The 15,437-nt window shown below is 74.1% G+C and carries 10 protein-coding genes and 1 pseudogene; 8 read left to right on the forward strand and 3 right to left on the reverse strand.

Annotation, left to right across the window (positions count from 1 at the left end; translation table 11 throughout):
* Positions 1–13: 13 nt before the first annotated feature.
* The gene (locus tag ACFY01_RS06695) at positions 14–775 is read right to left on the reverse strand and encodes a GntR family transcriptional regulator (protein WP_390734543.1); all 762 of its coding nucleotides are present in this window, start codon (positions 773–775) and stop codon (positions 14–16) included.
* A 389-nt stretch (positions 776–1,164) separates the two neighbouring features.
* On the opposite strand from ACFY01_RS06695, the gene ACFY01_RS06700 reads away from it, so the two are divergent.
* Positions 1,165–1,995, forward strand: coding sequence for an alpha/beta fold hydrolase (locus ACFY01_RS06700; RefSeq protein WP_390734544.1), 831 nt, complete (start codon positions 1,165–1,167; stop codon positions 1,993–1,995).
* Between the two features lie 45 nt (positions 1,996–2,040).
* Here ACFY01_RS06700 and ACFY01_RS06705 read toward each other — a convergent pair.
* Positions 2,041–2,934 (reverse strand): annotated as a pseudogene (locus tag ACFY01_RS06705) (EamA family transporter); the annotation flags it as partial.
* On the opposite strand from ACFY01_RS06705, the gene ACFY01_RS06710 reads away from it, so the two are divergent.
* From ACFY01_RS06710 to ACFY01_RS06730, 5 genes are all read left to right on the forward strand, one after another.
* Positions 2,925–4,355 (forward strand): PLP-dependent aminotransferase family protein, encoded by a 1,431-nt coding sequence (locus tag ACFY01_RS06710; RefSeq protein WP_390734545.1) that lies wholly within the window; start codon positions 2,925–2,927, stop codon positions 4,353–4,355. The pseudogene ACFY01_RS06705 and the gene ACFY01_RS06710 sit on opposite strands and share 10 nt — an antisense overlap.
* Positions 4,356–4,490: 135 nt before the next feature.
* Positions 4,491–6,077, forward strand: a complete 1,587-nt coding sequence (locus ACFY01_RS06715) for an alkaline phosphatase D family protein (protein WP_390734546.1) — start codon at positions 4,491–4,493, stop codon at positions 6,075–6,077.
* A 141-nt stretch (positions 6,078–6,218) separates the two neighbouring features.
* A complete protein-coding gene (locus ACFY01_RS06720) occupies positions 6,219–7,628 on the forward strand; it encodes an SWIM zinc finger family protein (protein WP_390734547.1) in 1,410 nt (469 codons plus the stop codon).
* Positions 7,625–10,279 (forward strand): DUF6493 family protein, encoded by a 2,655-nt coding sequence (locus ACFY01_RS06725; protein ID WP_390734548.1) that lies wholly within the window; start codon positions 7,625–7,627, stop codon positions 10,277–10,279. Before ACFY01_RS06720 ends, ACFY01_RS06725 begins: the two co-directional genes overlap by 4 nt.
* Positions 10,280–10,400: 121 nt before the next feature.
* Positions 10,401–11,843 (forward strand): GNAT family N-acetyltransferase, encoded by a 1,443-nt coding sequence (locus tag ACFY01_RS06730; protein WP_390734549.1) that lies wholly within the window; start codon positions 10,401–10,403, stop codon positions 11,841–11,843.
* A gap of 80 nt (positions 11,844–11,923) precedes the next feature.
* Here the strand turns inward: ACFY01_RS06730 and ACFY01_RS06735 are convergent, their stop codons facing one another.
* Positions 11,924–13,129, reverse strand: a complete 1,206-nt coding sequence (locus tag ACFY01_RS06735) for a trans-sulfuration enzyme family protein (RefSeq protein WP_390734550.1) — start codon at positions 13,127–13,129, stop codon at positions 11,924–11,926.
* Positions 13,130–13,189: 60 nt separating this feature from the next.
* On the opposite strand from ACFY01_RS06735, the gene ACFY01_RS06740 reads away from it, so the two are divergent.
* Both ACFY01_RS06740 and ACFY01_RS06745 read left to right on the forward strand, forming a co-directional pair.
* Complete coding sequence (locus tag ACFY01_RS06740; RefSeq protein ID WP_390734551.1) at positions 13,190–13,675, forward strand: Lrp/AsnC family transcriptional regulator; 486 nt, start codon at positions 13,190–13,192, stop codon at positions 13,673–13,675.
* A gap of 42 nt (positions 13,676–13,717) precedes the next feature.
* Complete coding sequence (locus tag ACFY01_RS06745) at positions 13,718–15,409, forward strand: DUF885 domain-containing protein (RefSeq protein ID WP_390734552.1); 1,692 nt, start codon at positions 13,718–13,720, stop codon at positions 15,407–15,409.
* Positions 15,410–15,437: the final 28 nt, after the last annotated feature.

Genomic DNA, 15,437 nt, shown 5'->3' on the forward strand with positions numbered 1-15,437 from the left:
GTGTCGCGGCGGTCTAGGAGGCCTGGCGCTCGGGTCCGTGGTGTATTTCCACCCCGCCCGAGTCGGCGAAGGTCAGCCGGCAGGTGTCCGCGCGGTACGTGGCGACGGAGAGCGCCGCGGTGCGGCCCTGGGCGACGAAGCGGGTGGTGACGACGAGGACCGGGGCGCCGGGGAGCCGGTCGAGTTCCCTGGCGTCGTCCGCGCGGGCCGAGCCGAGTTCCACGGAGCGGTCCTGGCCCTCCAGCTCCAGGCGCTGGAGTTCGCGCAGTACGGCACGCGCGCGTGCGGGTCCCGAGGGCGCGTCGATCCCGGACAGCTCGGGGACCGAGGACGCCGGGACGTAGAGCAGCTCGGCGGCGACCGGCTGGCCGTGCGACACGCGGGAACGGCGCACGATGTGCACGGCCTCGTCGGGGCGGGTCTCCAGGACGGAGGCGACGGCGGCGGGCGGCTCGGCCTCCGCGCAGTCGACGGGCTGCCAGGCGTCACCGGGGGCGCCCGGCCAGGCCTGCTGCTCGGTGCCGACGGCCACGCCCACGCGCGGCGGTGCCACGGTCGTACCGACGCCGCGCCGGCGCTGGAGCCGGCCTTCCAGTTCGAGCTGTTCGAGGGCCTGGCGGAGCGTGGCGCGGGCCACGCCGAACCGGGCGGCGAGGTCGCGCTCGTTGGGCAGGATCTCGCCCACGGCGAACTCGGAGTCCAGTGCCTCGCTGAGCACGGTCTTGAGGTGCCAGTACTTCGGTTCCGGCACCGATTCCAGCTGCGTGGTCCCCACCCTGTCCTCCGCAATCGCCGTGGCCCGCGGCGTTTTTAGCGCCCTTGTTTATTAAAGGTTGTTGCACTTATCTGCGACCATAAGGCGGCCCCCACCCTTGGTCAAGACCAATCCTGGTTCGTATGGGGAACGCGGGGGTGTCCACCGGGAAGCGTTCACACGGCGTTATCGCCCACCTGGAGGGGGCCGAGGGCGCGGGGCGTCCGGGCGGGCGCGGGTGGCGCTGGAGACTTTCAACGTCGAGCTGCGCAGGGCCCGTTGACCGCTCGAATCGGACGGGGAAGAGGCGAAGGGGGAAGAGAAAGGCGGCTAGGGGCTACCCGTCGGTAGTAATTGCTGACAGGCTGTCTACCCACGGCCTCCAGCGAGTCCAGACGAGGAGCAGCACCATGTCCGCCACCGTCTCCTTCCCGGTCCCCTCACCGCACGGCCCGCGGACCGTGACCGTCTCCTACGCACGCGTGGGCAGCGGCGAACCGCTGCTCCTGCTGCACGGCATCGGCCACCACCGGCAGGCCTGGGACCCGGTGGTGGACGTTCTCGCGACCGAGCGCGAGGTGATCGCCGTGGACCTGCCCGGATTCGGCGCCTCCCCCGGCCTGCCGGAGGGCCTGCCGTACGACCTGCCCACGACGACCGCCGTGTTCCGCGCTTTCTGCGAGGCGCTGGAACTGGAGCGTCCGCATGTCGCCGGCAACTCGCTCGGCGGCCTGATAGCCCTGGAACTCGGCCGCGAGGAGCTCGTACGGTCCGTCACGGCCCTGTCGCCCGCCGGGTTCTGGTCCGCGGCCGAGCGGCACTACGCCTTCGCCATCCTGATGGCGATGCGCCAGATCTCCCGGCGGCTGCCGTTGCCGTTGGTCGAGCGGGCGGCCCGCACGGCGGTCGGCCGGGTGGCGCTGACGAGCACGATCTACGCCCGGCCCACCCGCCGCTCACCCGACGCCGTGGTCGCCGAGACCCTGGCGCTGGCGAACGCGACCGGGTTCGACGACACCCTCCGGTCCGGTACCGAGGTCCGGTTCACCGACGACATCCCCGGCCTTCCCGTCACCGTGGCCTGGGGCTCCAGCGACCGGCTGCTGGTGCCCCGCCAGGGCGTCCGGGCCAAGGGCGTCATCCCCAAGGCACGGCTGGTGCGGCTGCCCCGCTGCGGTCACGTCCCGATGAACGACGACCCGGCGCTCGTCGCGCGCGTGATCCTGGACGGCAGCCGCTGACCGACGGCGCAACCCCGCCGACGCGCCGGAACCCAGGACTACGCCGGCCCCCACGAGGGCGCTGCCCACGGCCTGGGCGGCCCCGTAGGAGCCCGTTCCGACGAGCGGCGCGGTGCAGGCGGCGGCCACCGGGATGAGCCCGGAGAACAGTGTGGCCCGCTCCGCGCCGATCCGCTGCATGCCCATGTACCAGCACACGAAGCCGACGACCGTGACGACCGCCGCCTGCCACAGCAGCGCGGCGGCCTCCGTGCCGTCGGGGCGCCGCAGCCAGCCGCCGCCGTCGAGGACGACCCCCGCTGCGGCCGCCTCGACGGCCGCCACACCGCAGACCGCGGCGGACAGCAGCCGTGGCCCGAGCGGCCGCAGAACAGGTACGGCGAGGACGGCGAAGCCCACCTCGCCGGCCAAGGCGCATGCCGAGAACGCGATCCCGGCGCCGTCGGCACGCCCCCATCCCTGGACGGTGAACGCGCCGACGGCGACCAACAACGCCCCGTGCAGCACGGCACGCTGAGGACGGCGCCCGTCGACGACCGGCACGACGACCGCCACCACCACGGGCGCGCACCCCACGAAGACCCCCGGAACCGCAGGTTCCGCACTCCGCTCCGCGGCGATGACGGCGAGGTTGAACCCGACCATGCCGACCGCCGCCAGGAGCGCCAGCCGGACCCACTGACGGGGCGCGAGCCCGCGCAGCGGTGCGCGTCCGCCCCGGCCGGTCAGCGGGAGGAGCAGCAGACAGGCCAGGGCGTAGCGCAGGAACTGACCGCCCGCGTAGGGGTAGTCGCCGAGGACGCTGTTGGCGGTGAAGGAGCCGCCGACGAGGACACAGGCGAGCGCGGCGAGGAGGGCGCCGCGGGTGGTGGTGGCGTTCATGACGGCGACGCTAGGACGACGTGCGGTCCGGTTTAAGGTCCAGTGCCATGACGACATCGGGGACCAATCCTGACGGGCTCCTCGGCTCCGCCGCGTGGGAACTGCTGCTCCCCGCCGCCTCGGCACCGGCACGCGCGCGTGGCCGCTCGCTCCAGGCGGCGCTGCGTGAGGCGATCCGCTCGGGCCGCCTGACGGCGGGCACGCGGCTGCCGTCCAGCCGGGACCTCGCGGCCGACCTCGGCGTGTCGCGGGGGCTGGTGACGGAGGCGTACGAGCAGTTGACCGCCGAGGGCTATCTGCGCAGCGGCAGGGGCGCCGGGACCTGGGTGGGCGAGGCCGTGCGGGCCGCCGCGCCCCGCGCGCGTGACCTGGCGCCGCGCCCCGCGGACGGGCGTACGGACTTCGTCCCCGGGACGCCGGACCTGTCGTTGTTCCCGCGCGCCGCCTGGGCCGCCGCGCAGCGCGCCGTCCTGGCCGAGCTGCCGCACCACGATCTCGGCTACCCCGACCCGCGCGGGCTGCCGCGCCTGCGCACGGCTCTCGCCGAGCTGCTGGCCCGCCGCCGGGGTGTGGTCGCCGACCCGGAGCGGATCGTGGTGGTCTCCGGTGTCGCCCAGGCCACCGCCCTGCTCGGCGCCGCGCTCCGCGCGCGCGGGACGCGCTCTGTCGGCGTGGAGGACCCGGGCAGTCCGCAGCACGACGCCCTGTACGCCTCGGCCGGTCTGGACACCGTGCCACTGCCCCTGGACGCCGAGGGCCTCGCGACCGGTCCGCTCCGCGCCTCGGGCGTACGGGCCGTGACGACGACGCCGGCCCACCAGTTCCCCACCGGAATCGCCTACTCCGCCCGTCGTCGCGCCGAACTGCTCGACTGGGCGCGGTCCGTGGAGGGTGTCGTCCTGGAGGACGACTACGACGGCGACTTCCGCTACGACCGTGCTCCCGTGGGCGCCCTCCAGGGCCTCGATCCCGACCGGGTGGCCTACACGGGTTCGGTCAGCAAGTCCCTCGCCCCCGGGCTGCGGCTGGGCTGGCTGCTGGTGCCCCCGTGGCTGACCGATGAGCTGGTGGAACGCAAACGGACCATGGACCTGGGCCACCCCGTCCTCGACCAGGCGCTGTTCGCCCGGTTCCTGGAACGCGGCGACTACGACCGCCAGCTGCGCCGCTGCCAGCGTGCCTACCGCGAGCGACGGAACGCCCTGGTCGCCGCGCTGGCGGAGCACTTCCCGGACGCACGGGTCTCCGGGATCGCCGCGGGCCTGCACGCCATCGCCGAACTGCCCGGGCGGTACGGGCCGGAGGAGGCCTTCACCGGGCGGCTCGCCGCGGCCGGTGTGGTGGTGCGCCCGCTGAGCGCCTACACGCACGCGCGTACCGACGACCGCGGGGTACGGCTGGTCCTCGGGTACGCCCACCTGTCGCCGACGCGGATCCTCGAGGGCGTGAAGCTGATGGCGCAGGCCCTGGCCGGCTGACGGCCGCCATCAACATCGCACGCCGGTTCCCCGCCACCGGCGGTCAGTTGTTCACCCGCGGTTTCCGTGCGCGCCGCGGCGCACCAGTAGTTGTGGCTCTGCACACTGGCCGGATCCCGTCCCTGGAGGCCCCGCATGTCCCACCGACCCTTCCCCGGCCGCCGCAGCGTCCTGCGCGGCTCCCTCGCCGCGTCGGCCGCCCTGACCCTGCCCACCGCCGTCGGCGCGGCGGCACCGGCGTTCGCCCTGTCCGGGCGGCCCGAGGCGGACTGGGGCGTGCAGGCGGGCGACGTGACCTCCGACTCCGGTCTGGTGTGGGTGCGCTCGGACCGGCCGGCCCGCATGATCGTCGAGACGTCGGCCACCGAGTCCTTCCGCAACCCCCGCAGATGGCACGGCCCGCTGCTCGGCGCCGGTACCGACTTCACCGGCACCACCCGGCTGCGCGGACTGCCGTCCGGCGAGCAGATCCACTACCGCGTGCTGCTCGCCGACCCGGACGACCCGCGGCGCACCGGCGCACCGGTGGCGGGCACCTTCCGCACCGCCCCCGCCCGGCGGCGCCAGGGCGTGCGCTTCGTCTGGTCCGGCGACCTGGCCGGACAGGGCTGGGGCATCAACGAGTCGATCGGCGGCTACCGGATCTTCGACGCCATGGCGAGGACGGACCCGGACTTCTTCCTGTGCAGCGGCGACAACATCTACGCCGACGGAGTGATCCCGGCGACGCAGGCCCTGCCCGACGGCAGCCTGTACCGCAACGTCACCACCGCCGAGAAGTCGCACGTCGCGGTCACGCTGGACGACTTCCGCGGCAACTTCCGCTACAACCTGCTGGACGAGGCACTGCGCCGGTTCAACGCTCAGGTGCCGAACGTCATCCAGTGGGACGACCACGAGGTCCGCAACAACTGGTACCCGGGCGAGGTCATCGGCACCGGCACTCCCTACCCGGCCGGCACGATCCTCGACGACCTGGCGCTGCGCTCGCGGCAGGCCTTCTCCGAGTACTTCCCGATCTCCACGATCAGCGGACGCCCGGACGGCCGGATCTACCGTGTCCACCACCACGGTCCGCTCCTCGACGTGTTCGTGCTCGACATGCGCACCTACCGCGACGCCAACTCGCCCGACGACCAGACCACCGACCCGCGGGGCATCCTCGGCCGTGAGCAGCTGGAGTGGCTCAAGCGCGAGCTCGGCCGGTCGCGTGCGGTGTGGAAGGTCATCGCCGCCGACATGCCGCTCGGCCTGGTCGTGCCCGACCCGGTCGAGGGCAGGGCGAACTTCGAGGCCGTCGCGCAGGGCGACCCCGGCACGCCGCTCGGCCGCGAGCTCCAGATCGCCGAGCTGCTGCGGTTCATCAAGCACCGCCGGATCACCGGCACGCTGTGGCTGACCGCCGACGTCCACCACACCTCGGCCCAGCACTACGACCCGTCGCGGGCCGCGTTCAAGGACTTCGAGCCGTTCTGGGAGTTCGTCTCCGGCCCGCTCAACGCCGGCGCCTTCCCGGCCAACGCGCTCGACGGCACGTTCGGCCCCGACCGCGTGTTCGTCAAGGCGCCGACCGCCTCGAACGTGTCACCGGCCGAGGGCTACCAGTTCTTCGGCGAGGTCGACATCGACGGCGACAGCGGCGAGCTGACGGTTCGGCTGCGCGAGTACGACGGCACCGTACTGTTCACGCGGGTGCTGCGGCCGGGCCGGGTCGGGCAGTAACTCCCGTACGCTTCTGCCCGGTGCCGCGCACCGGAGTCATCCCCCGGTGCGCGGCGCGCTTTCCCGGCCCCAAATCGCCACCCCGGAAGGTCTTTTCGCAGGTCGGAGCCGATTGTCAGTGGTCGCCTCTACGGTTTTGCCATGACGCGATCTCTACAGGCCGTGGCCTATCGGCGACCCTCCGTGCTGGAGTCCGCGGCGGGCGGACCCCGCCTCGGGCTGGAGACCTCCCGGGGTGCGACACCCACCGGTGTCGCGGACCATCCCCGGTTCTTCGCGGGCTTCCTGACCTCGCCTCAGGTGGCCGCCGCCGGGCTGCTCGCGGTGGCCGACGTGGCGGCCGCCCGGTACTACCAGCCGCAGCTGCGCGCCTCGCTCGACCCGGTGGTGACGGGCAACGGCGACCGGCTGCGCTTCGAGTCCTTCTCCGGCTGCGGCGGGGTGTACGCGCGCCTGGACATCCTCGGACCCGGCCTCGACGGCGGCGAGGTGGGCCACGGCACGACGAACGTGGACGTCAACAACCCGCTGCGCGAGGCCCTGGCCCGGATCGGGGCCGACGATCCGCTCCATCTCAGGGTCGGCCCGGAGGAGTTGGCGGTCACCACACTGGACGGGCCGGTGGTGGAGAAGAAGGTGCCGCTCCCCGACCGGTGGCTGCGCGGCTTCGCTGAGGCGCAGGTCATAGCGGCCGGTTTCGACCTGCGCGCCGAGTTGCCGGCGGCCGAGGCGGTCCGGTTCCTGCGGTCCCTGCCCCGCGGCGGGCCGAGGGGTGCCGCGAGCGGTCCGCGCTGGGTGGTTCCCGCGGGACGTGGGCTGCGCCCGACGACACGGGCGGTGCCCGGCGCGGTGTGCCTGCCGGGCCCGGAGCGCCTGGCCGCGCTCCAGCGGGTGCTGCGCCACGCCACGGCCCTGCGGGTGTACGGGCCGGCGGTCACCGGCGGGCCCGCCGGGGCCACGGCCGGTGCCTGGGAGGTCGTCCTGCCGGGCATGCGGCTCACCCTGACGCTGTCGCCCGACGCCTCGCGCGGGTTCTCCGGCGAGGGCGGGGTGCTGGACGCGCTCGCCACCGACGCGGCCGCCGAGGACGCGGAGCTCGTCGAGGTACTGCTGGCCTGGGAGCCCCGCATCGACGTCGGCGACCTAGCCGCCGCCTCCGGACTGACGCCGGAACGGGTGAAGGCGGCCCTGGTCAGGCTCGGCACCTCGGGCCGCGTCGGCTACGACACGGCGGAGGCGGCCTACTTCCACCGGGAACTGCCGTACGACGCCGAGCGCGTGGAACGCCACAACCCGCGACTGCGCGCGGCCCGCGCGCTGGTCGCCGCCGGCGCCGTCGCCCTGGACGGTGCCCTCGGGACGGTGACCGCCGAGGACGGACACGCGCACCGGGTGCGCGAAGAGGCGGGGGTGCTCAGCTGTAGCTGTCCGTGGTGGGCGAAGTACCGGGGCGGGCGCGGGCCGTGCAAGCACGCGCTGGCGGTGCGGATGGTGCGGCGGGGCGCCGCGGTGGAGCGGGCCGTGGCGGCAGCCGACGGGGGTGTGCGATGAACGCGCTGATGGAAGCGGTCCGAGCCGGGCGGACGGCCGAGGTCGTGTATGTGCTCGGCGGTATGCCGGACGCCGAACGACGGGCCTGCCTGCCCGAGCTGCGGGCGCTGCGCAAGGAGCTGCGGGCGGCTCCCTGGGAGGGTACAGCCCGCCGTGTCCACCCGGCGCTGCACGCGGCCGGGGCGGCCTGCCACACGGGAGCGGCGGCCGCGGCGAGCTGGATCGCCGCGTCCGACATGCGCTGGTCGCCCGCGTCGCCCAAGGTGCTGCTGCGGGTGCTGGAGGGCCGGGACAACGGGTGGCTGGCCGATGTCGCGAACCGGCTGGCGCAGCGGCCCGCGACGGCGGACGTGCCGTACGAGCTGGTGTGCGGGCTGGTGCACCGGTCGGGCTGCGACGTCCCGGCGACGGACGCCTATGTCCGGGGCTGGGTCGGGCACATCGCCGCCACCAGGCGGGGTGACAGCGTGATGGAGCGGCTGCGCGGCGAGCCGGATCTGGTCCCGCTCGTGGCCGCCCTCTTCGAGCTCGGTGACCTGCGTGGGATCGGGTGGATGTTCGGCGAAGGGCCGGGTTCCTGGCAGGCCGCCCTCGCGGAGCTCACCCGGGCGGGAACGCTGGACCGCAGGACCATGGTGGACGCCTGTGTCGCCAGGCTGCTGCGCGGCGGCGGCCCCTCCGACCACCGGGTGTTCCTCCCGCTGCTGGTCCGGCTCGAACTGACCCCGGACGAGCAGCGCGCACGAGCGGCCGACTGGACGGCCCTGGCCCGCGACGCCGTCTCGCCCGTCGCCTCCCATGCCCAGTCCGTGCTCGCCGCCCTCGCACTCGACGGGGAGCTGACCCCGCGGCAGCTGGCCGAGGCCTCCGAAGGGGTGCTGTTCCGCGGCGAGAAGAAGCTGGTGCGGGCCCAGCTCGTGCTGCTCGGCAAGGCGCTGTCCCGCGATCCGTCCGCCGCGGCCGAGCTGCTGCCCGTCGCCGCGCAGGCGTTCGGGCACGAGGACAGCCAGTTGCAGGAGCGGGCGCTGAAGCTGGTCGAGCGCCACGCGGGGCGGCTCGACACCACGACGGCCCGCGACGAGATCGCCCGGCACGCCGAGCAGTTGAGCCCGGCTCTGCGCGGCCGGGCGTCGGGCGCGCTGGGGATCGCCGAGATCCGTCGGGCGCCGGCCGTGTACGAGGAGGTGCTCCCGCCCGTGCCCGCGCCGGTCCGTCTCGCGCCGGTACCGGAGTCGGCGGTCGAGCTCGCCGAGGAGACCGGGGCGCTGCTGGCGTCGGACGGCGACGTGGGCGCGTTCGAGCGGGCACTGGACGGTCTGGTGCGCCATGCGTACCGGGACCGGGATGCCTTGCTGGAGGCGCTGGAGCCGGTGATCGAGCGGCGGTGGTGGGACACCGTGGCTGCGGAACACCGGTACCACACCGAGTCGTACTTCGGCGCCAGGCAGGGCTTTCCCGACGCGCGGTACGGCCTCGATCTCCTCCTGGTGACACTGCGGGGGAAAGTGAGTACCGCCACGCTTCACACGGCGGCACGGCACGGGGCCGCCGACTGCCCTTGCGTGCACAGCGCTCTGTCCCGTCCGTTCGAGGCCCGCCTCCGGGAGGTGGCCCACCGCCTCCGCGCCGACCCGCTTCCCCTGCTGCTGTCGACACCCACCTGGAGCACCGGAGCGATCGAGCCGGACGAGCTCGTCGAGCGTCTGGGCACGTACGGGCGCCTGGGAGCCCGTGTCTCGGGGGCCGACTTCGCCCAGGCCCTGCTGCGGGTGCGGCGGACGGACCGGGCGGCGCCGGCGGCGGCACGGGCGGCGGCACTCGGCACGCCGGAAGGGACTCGGCTCGCCCGCTGGCTGGCCTCGCCCGACCCGGCCCTGCCCTCGTACAGACGCGAGGCATCGGGAGCGCGGATCCTGCTCGAAGTCGGTGAGATCCTGGTGTTCCAGGAGGACTTCCCGCCGGCGTTCCAGAGACTTGGCCGGCCGGTGACGTCCTCGGGCGAGCGCCGGTACTGCTCGCATTGGAGCCAGGACCTGCACCGGCACTGGCCGGCCGTCCTCCCGGAACGGCGCGAGTTGGTGGCCGCGCGGCTCGTGCATGACCTCTCCCGGGCGGCCACGGACGACACCCGCGGCCCCGCCGCCACCCTTTCCCTGCTGGCCGAGTCCGGCGGCGAGGCGGGTGAGAGTGTGCATCTGTGCCTGGCGTACGGGCTGGGCGCGCGGCACGCGGAGGACCGGCTCGCGGCCGTGGACGCCTTGCTGGTGCTCGCCGCGCGCGGGCAGCTCGACCCGGCTCGGCTCGGCGCGGACCTCGGGCAGTTGGTGCGGCGCGGGGCGGTGAAGCCGGTGCGGCTGGCCGAGTCGGCGCGTTCGGCGGCGGCCACGGGGGCCAACGCGACGATCTGGTCCATACTCCGCCACGCCCTGCCCGTACTGCTCGCCGACCTGGCGACGTCGGGCCCGGCGGGCGCCCTGCCGGCCCGCGGGCTCGGGGACCTGCTGGCCGTGGCCGCCGACTGCGCCGAGCGGACGGGGGCCTGCGACCCCGTGCCCCACCTCGACCGGATCGCCGCCCGGCGCGGCTCGTCGCGGCTGATCGGTGAGGCGCGCCGGCTGCGCGGAGCGTTGGTGACGGAAGCAGCCGCATGACGAGCCATGCGGAGTCATAGAAAGAGCAACAAAAGGGACAGAAGCATGCTTTACCCATCGGTCACAAAGCGTTCGTGATCACGCAACACCGTTCCTTCACAGTGGCTGCATGACTCGAGACATGTCTGATGTGACGCGTGCCAGGGACGGACGTCCGGTGCACCACTGGCGGCGGGACCTCGTCGAACTCGCCGCTCTGTTCACGGCCGTCGCAGTGGCGGACGGTGTGGCCAACCTGATCGGGCACGGACCGGACGGTCCGGCGCTGCTGGTGATCTCGGCGGTCGCGCTGGCCGCGACCGCGGGGTTCCACACCTGGTGGGCGCGGCGCCACGGGCACGCGCCGCCGGCCGGTGATACCGGTGCCCGGCCGTCCGCCAAGATGCGGCAGGCCGGGCCGTCCGCCGAGCCCGCGGCGACACCCCAGGACGTGGCCGGGGCGAGCACGCTGTGGCGGATGCGGACGACGGTGAAGGACGAACCGGGTTCGCTGGCCCGCCTGTGCACGGCGCTGGCCGGACAGGGGGTCGACATCCTGAGCCTCCAGACGCATCCGCTGGCCGAGGGCACGGTGGACGAGTTCCTGCTGCGCGGCCCCGGCGAGGTCGCGGCGGCCGAGATCAGCCGGGCGGTCTCGCTGGCCGGGGGCACGAGCACGTGGATCGAGCGGGCGGACGCGCACGACCTGGTGGACGCGCCGACCCGGGTGCTCGGCCTCGCGGCCCGAACCGCGCTGGACGCGGCGGAACTTCCGCTCGCGCTGCGGCAGTTGCTGGGCCGGTGCACCATCCGTTCGCTGCCGGCCACCCCGGTCGGGGGCGGACGCGGCCCGGAGGCCGTACCGGTCGAGGGGGTGCTGGAGGAGACCGTCATGCGGTTGCGGGCGCCGGAAGGCGGAGTGATCACCGTGGAGCGGCCGTATCTGCCGTTCACACCGACGGAGTTCGCCCGGGCGCGGGCGCTGGTGGAGCTGGACTCCCGGCTCGGTCCGCGGATCCCGCACAGCCAGGACGTGCTGACGCTGCCCGAGGGCAACGCCATCACCGTGCGGCGGGCCGACACCCGCGATCTGAAGACGGCGAAGGCTATGCACGAGCGCTGCTCAGCCCGGACCCTCGGCATGCGGTACAACGGCCCGGTGGGTGACGCCGACCGCTACCTCAACCACCTGCTCAGCCCCCGCTTCGGGCGGACGCTGGCCGTGCAGACCGCGTCCGGCCGCGTCGTCGGCCTCGGTCATCTGCTGTGGGACGGCGACGAGACGGAGGTCGCGCTGCTCATCGAGGACGAGTGGCAGCGGCGCGGCATCGGCGGCGAACTGCTGGGCCGGCTGGTGGCGATGGCGGTCGAGGCGGGCTGCGCGAGTGTGTACGCGGTGACGCAGGCCTCCAACACCGGCATGGTCGCCGCGATGCGCGGGCTGGGCCTGCCCCTCGACTACCAGATCGAGGAGGGCACGCTCGTCATCACCGCCCGTCTGGACGCCACCCCGATCGTCTCACGTCTGCCGTACGACGGCGGGGCCGCACAACGGCCGTCCGGCGAGCGGATCTCCAGGGACTGAAGTCCGCCTTCGCGCGCCGGTCCGGCGGGCCGTGCCCGGGCGTACGGCCCGTCCAGCCGGGCCGTACGCCGGTGCGCGGCTCAGCCCACCGCCTGCCGGTGTCCCGCCGCAGCCGGATCCCCCACCCGCTCCCCCAGGGCCCGGTCGAGGTCCGCCCACAGGTCCTCGACGTCCTCCAGCCCCACCGACAGCCGCAGCAGCCGGTCGCCGACGCCGGCGCCCCGCCGGTCCTCGGCGTCGACGATGCGGTGGCTGATGGACGCCGGGTGCTGGATGAGCGTGTCGACGCTGCCCAGGCTCACGGCGGGCGTGACCAGCCGTACCCGCGCGATGACCTCGTGCGGGTCGCCGTGCACCTCGAACGCGATCATCGCGCCGCCGATGCGCGGGTAGCGGACCCGGGCCACACGGGGATCGGCCGTGAGGCGGCGGGCCAGCTCGGCGGCGTTCGCGGAGGCGGCCCGCACCCGCACCGGCAGCGTCGACAGCCCCCTCAGCAGCAGGTAGCCGGCCAGCGGGTGCAGGACGCCGCCGGTGGCGAACCGGACCTGCCGCAGCCGCCGCGCGAACTCCTCGTCGCAGGCCACCACGCCCGCCAGCACGTCACCGTGGCCGCCGAGGTACTTGGTGGCGCTGTGCAGCACCAGCCGGGCGCCGTGTTCGGCCGGGCGTTGCAGCACGGGCGTGGCGAAGGTGTTGTCGGCCAGCAGCGGCACGCTTCCGCAGGCGTGGGCGATGGCACGCAGGTCGAGCTCGGCGAGGGTGGGGTTGGCCGGTGACTCGACCATCACAAGACCGGTGTCGGGGCGCAGCGCGTCGGTGATCCCGGCCGGGTCGGTCCAGGTCACCTCCGTGCCGAGCAGACCGGCGGTCAGCAGGTGGTCGCTGCACCCGTAGAGGGGCCGTACGGCGACGACGTGCCGCAGGCCCGTCGCGCCGCGGGCGAGCAGGACGGCGCTGAGCGCGGCCATGCCGCTGGCGAAGGCGACCGCGGCCTCGGTGCCTTCGAGCCGGGCCAGGGCGGTCTCGAACCGGGCCACCGTGGGGTTGCCGAGCCGGCCGTAGACCGGCGGGCCGACGGGCTCGGCGCCGTTGGTGGCGAAGGCGTCGATGCGGGCGGCCTCGGCGCGGCTGTCGTAGGACGGGTAGGTGGTGGACAGGTCGATCGGCGGGGCGTGAAGTCCCTGCCGGGCGAGGTCGTCACGGCCGGCGTGCACGGCCTCCGTGGCGAGTGCCCTCGACGTGGTGCGCGCGTCGTGGTGTGCGCGGATGCTCGCTGAGTCCATGGGCGGAAGGGTGAACACCGAACGGTTCTCCGGTCGCGTACTCCGTGTTACGTTCGGGCCATGGCCGAATCCGTCGTACTGGATCCGGTGGATCTGCATCTGCTGCGGCTGTTGCAGAACGACGCCCGGACCACCTACCGCGACCTCGCCGCGCAGGTCGGTGTCGCGCCCTCGACCTGTCTGGACCGGGTGACCCGGCTGCGCCGGTCGGGCGTGATCCTCGGCCATCAGCTGCGGCTCGACCCGGCGAAGCTCGGGCGCGGACTTCAGGCGCTGCTGTCGGTGCAGGTCAGGCCGCACCGGCGGGAGCTGGTGGGGCCGTTCGTGGACCGCATCCGGGCGCTTGCGGAGTCCCGGACGGTGTTTCACCTGACGGGACCGGACGACTATCTGGTGCACGTCGCGGTCGCGGACATGGCGGATCTCCAGCGGCTGGTGCTGGACGAGTTCACGGCACGGCGCGAGGTGGCCCGCGTGGAGACCCGGTTGATCTTCCAGCAGTGGGACTGCGGGCCGCTGCTGCCGCCCGGGCACGCCGACAGCTGAATCGGGGTGACGCGGGCATCGGTCCGTACGAGGATGGGCCGCATGTCTGAGACCAAGAGCCCGCTGCCCCGCGAGGTCGCCGACGCCTACGTCGACGAGCTCATCGCCCTCGACCCGGTGATCGGTACCTACCTCGGCGTCAAGGAGAGTTCGAGCAGGCTTCCGGACCTCTCCCCCGCCGGTCAGGAGGCCCGGGCGGAGCTGATGCGCGCCACGCTGGCGCGGCTCGACGAGGCCGAGCGCCGGCCCGGCGCGGACAGTGACCGGGAGCGCCGCTGCGCACGGCTGCTGCGCGAGCGGCTCACGGCCCAGCTCGCGGTGCACGAGGCCGAGGAGGGCCTGCGCCAGGTCGGCAACATGGCCACGCCCGGGCACGAGGTGCGGGACGTGTTCACCATCACGCCGGCGCAGACGGAGGAGGACTGGGCGGCGATCGCCGAGCGGCTGCGGGCGGTGCCGGCCGCGCTGGCGGGCTACCGCGAGTCCCTGGCGCTCGGTCTGGAACGCAAGCTGTACGCGGCGCCGCGGCCCACGGCCACGTTCGTCGAGCAGCTCACCGAGTGGTCCGACACGGACGGCGAGGGCCGCGGCTGGTACGAGGACTTCGCCGCCGCGGGTCCCGAGGCGCTGCGCGCGGAGCTGGACGAGGCCGCCCGTGCGGCGACCGCGGCCGTGGTGGAGCTGCGGGACTGGATGCGGGACGTGTACGCGCCGGCCGTCGAGGGCGCCCCGAACACGGCGGGCCGCGAGCGCTACGCCCGCTGGGCGCGCTACTACAACGGCACCGACCTCGACCTGGACGAGGCGTACGCGTACGGCTGGGCCGAGTTCCACCGCATCCTCGCCGAGATGCGGCAGGAGGCCGAGAAGATCCTGCCCGGCGCGGAGACGCCGTGGGTGGCGCTGGCGCACCTGGACGGTCACGGCCGGCATGTCGAGGGCGTCGACGAGGTCCGCGACTGGTTGCAGGGCCTGATGGACCGCGCGATCGAGGAGCTGGACGGCACCCACTTCGAACTCGCCGAGCGGGTGCGGAAGGTGGAGTCCCGCATCGCGCCGCCCGGCGGTGCGGCGGCCCCGTACTACACGGCCCCGTCGCAGGACTTCTCGCGCCCCGGCCGCACCTGGCTGCCGACCATGGACCGGACCCGGTTCCCGGTGTACGACCTGGTCTCGACCTGGTACCACGAGGGTGTCCCGGGCCACCACCTCCAGCTCGCGCAGTGGGCGCACGTGGCCGAGGACCTCTCCCGCTACCAGGCCTCGGTCGGCATGGTCAGCGCCAACGCGGAGGGCTGGGCGCTGTACGCGGAGCGGCTGATGGACGAGCTCGGCTACCTCTCCGACCCCGAGGAGCGGCTGGGTTACCTCGACGCGCAGATGATGCGGGCCGCGCGGGTCATCGTGGACATCGGCATGCACCTGGAGCTGGAGATCCCGGCCGACTCGCCGTTCCACCCCGGTGAGCGGTGGACGCCGGAGCTGGCGCAGGAGTTCTTCCTGCGGCACAGCAGCCGGCCGGCGGACTTCGTGGAGAGTGAGCTGACCCGCTACCTGACCATTCCCGGCCAGGCGATCGGCTACAAGCTGGGTGAACGGGCCTGGCTGCGGGGCCGGGAGAACGCCCGCGAGCGGCACGGCGACGCGTTCGACCTGAAGGCCTGGCACATGGCGGCCCTCTCCCAGGGGTCGCTGGGCCTCGACGACCTGCTGGACGAGGTGTCCCGGCTCTGACCGTCACGGGGCCGCGACGGCGCGGGCA

It is taken from the genome of Streptomyces sp. NPDC001480 (genome assembly GCF_042894725.1).
Lineage (GTDB): Bacteria > Actinomycetota > Actinomycetes > Streptomycetales > Streptomycetaceae > Streptomyces.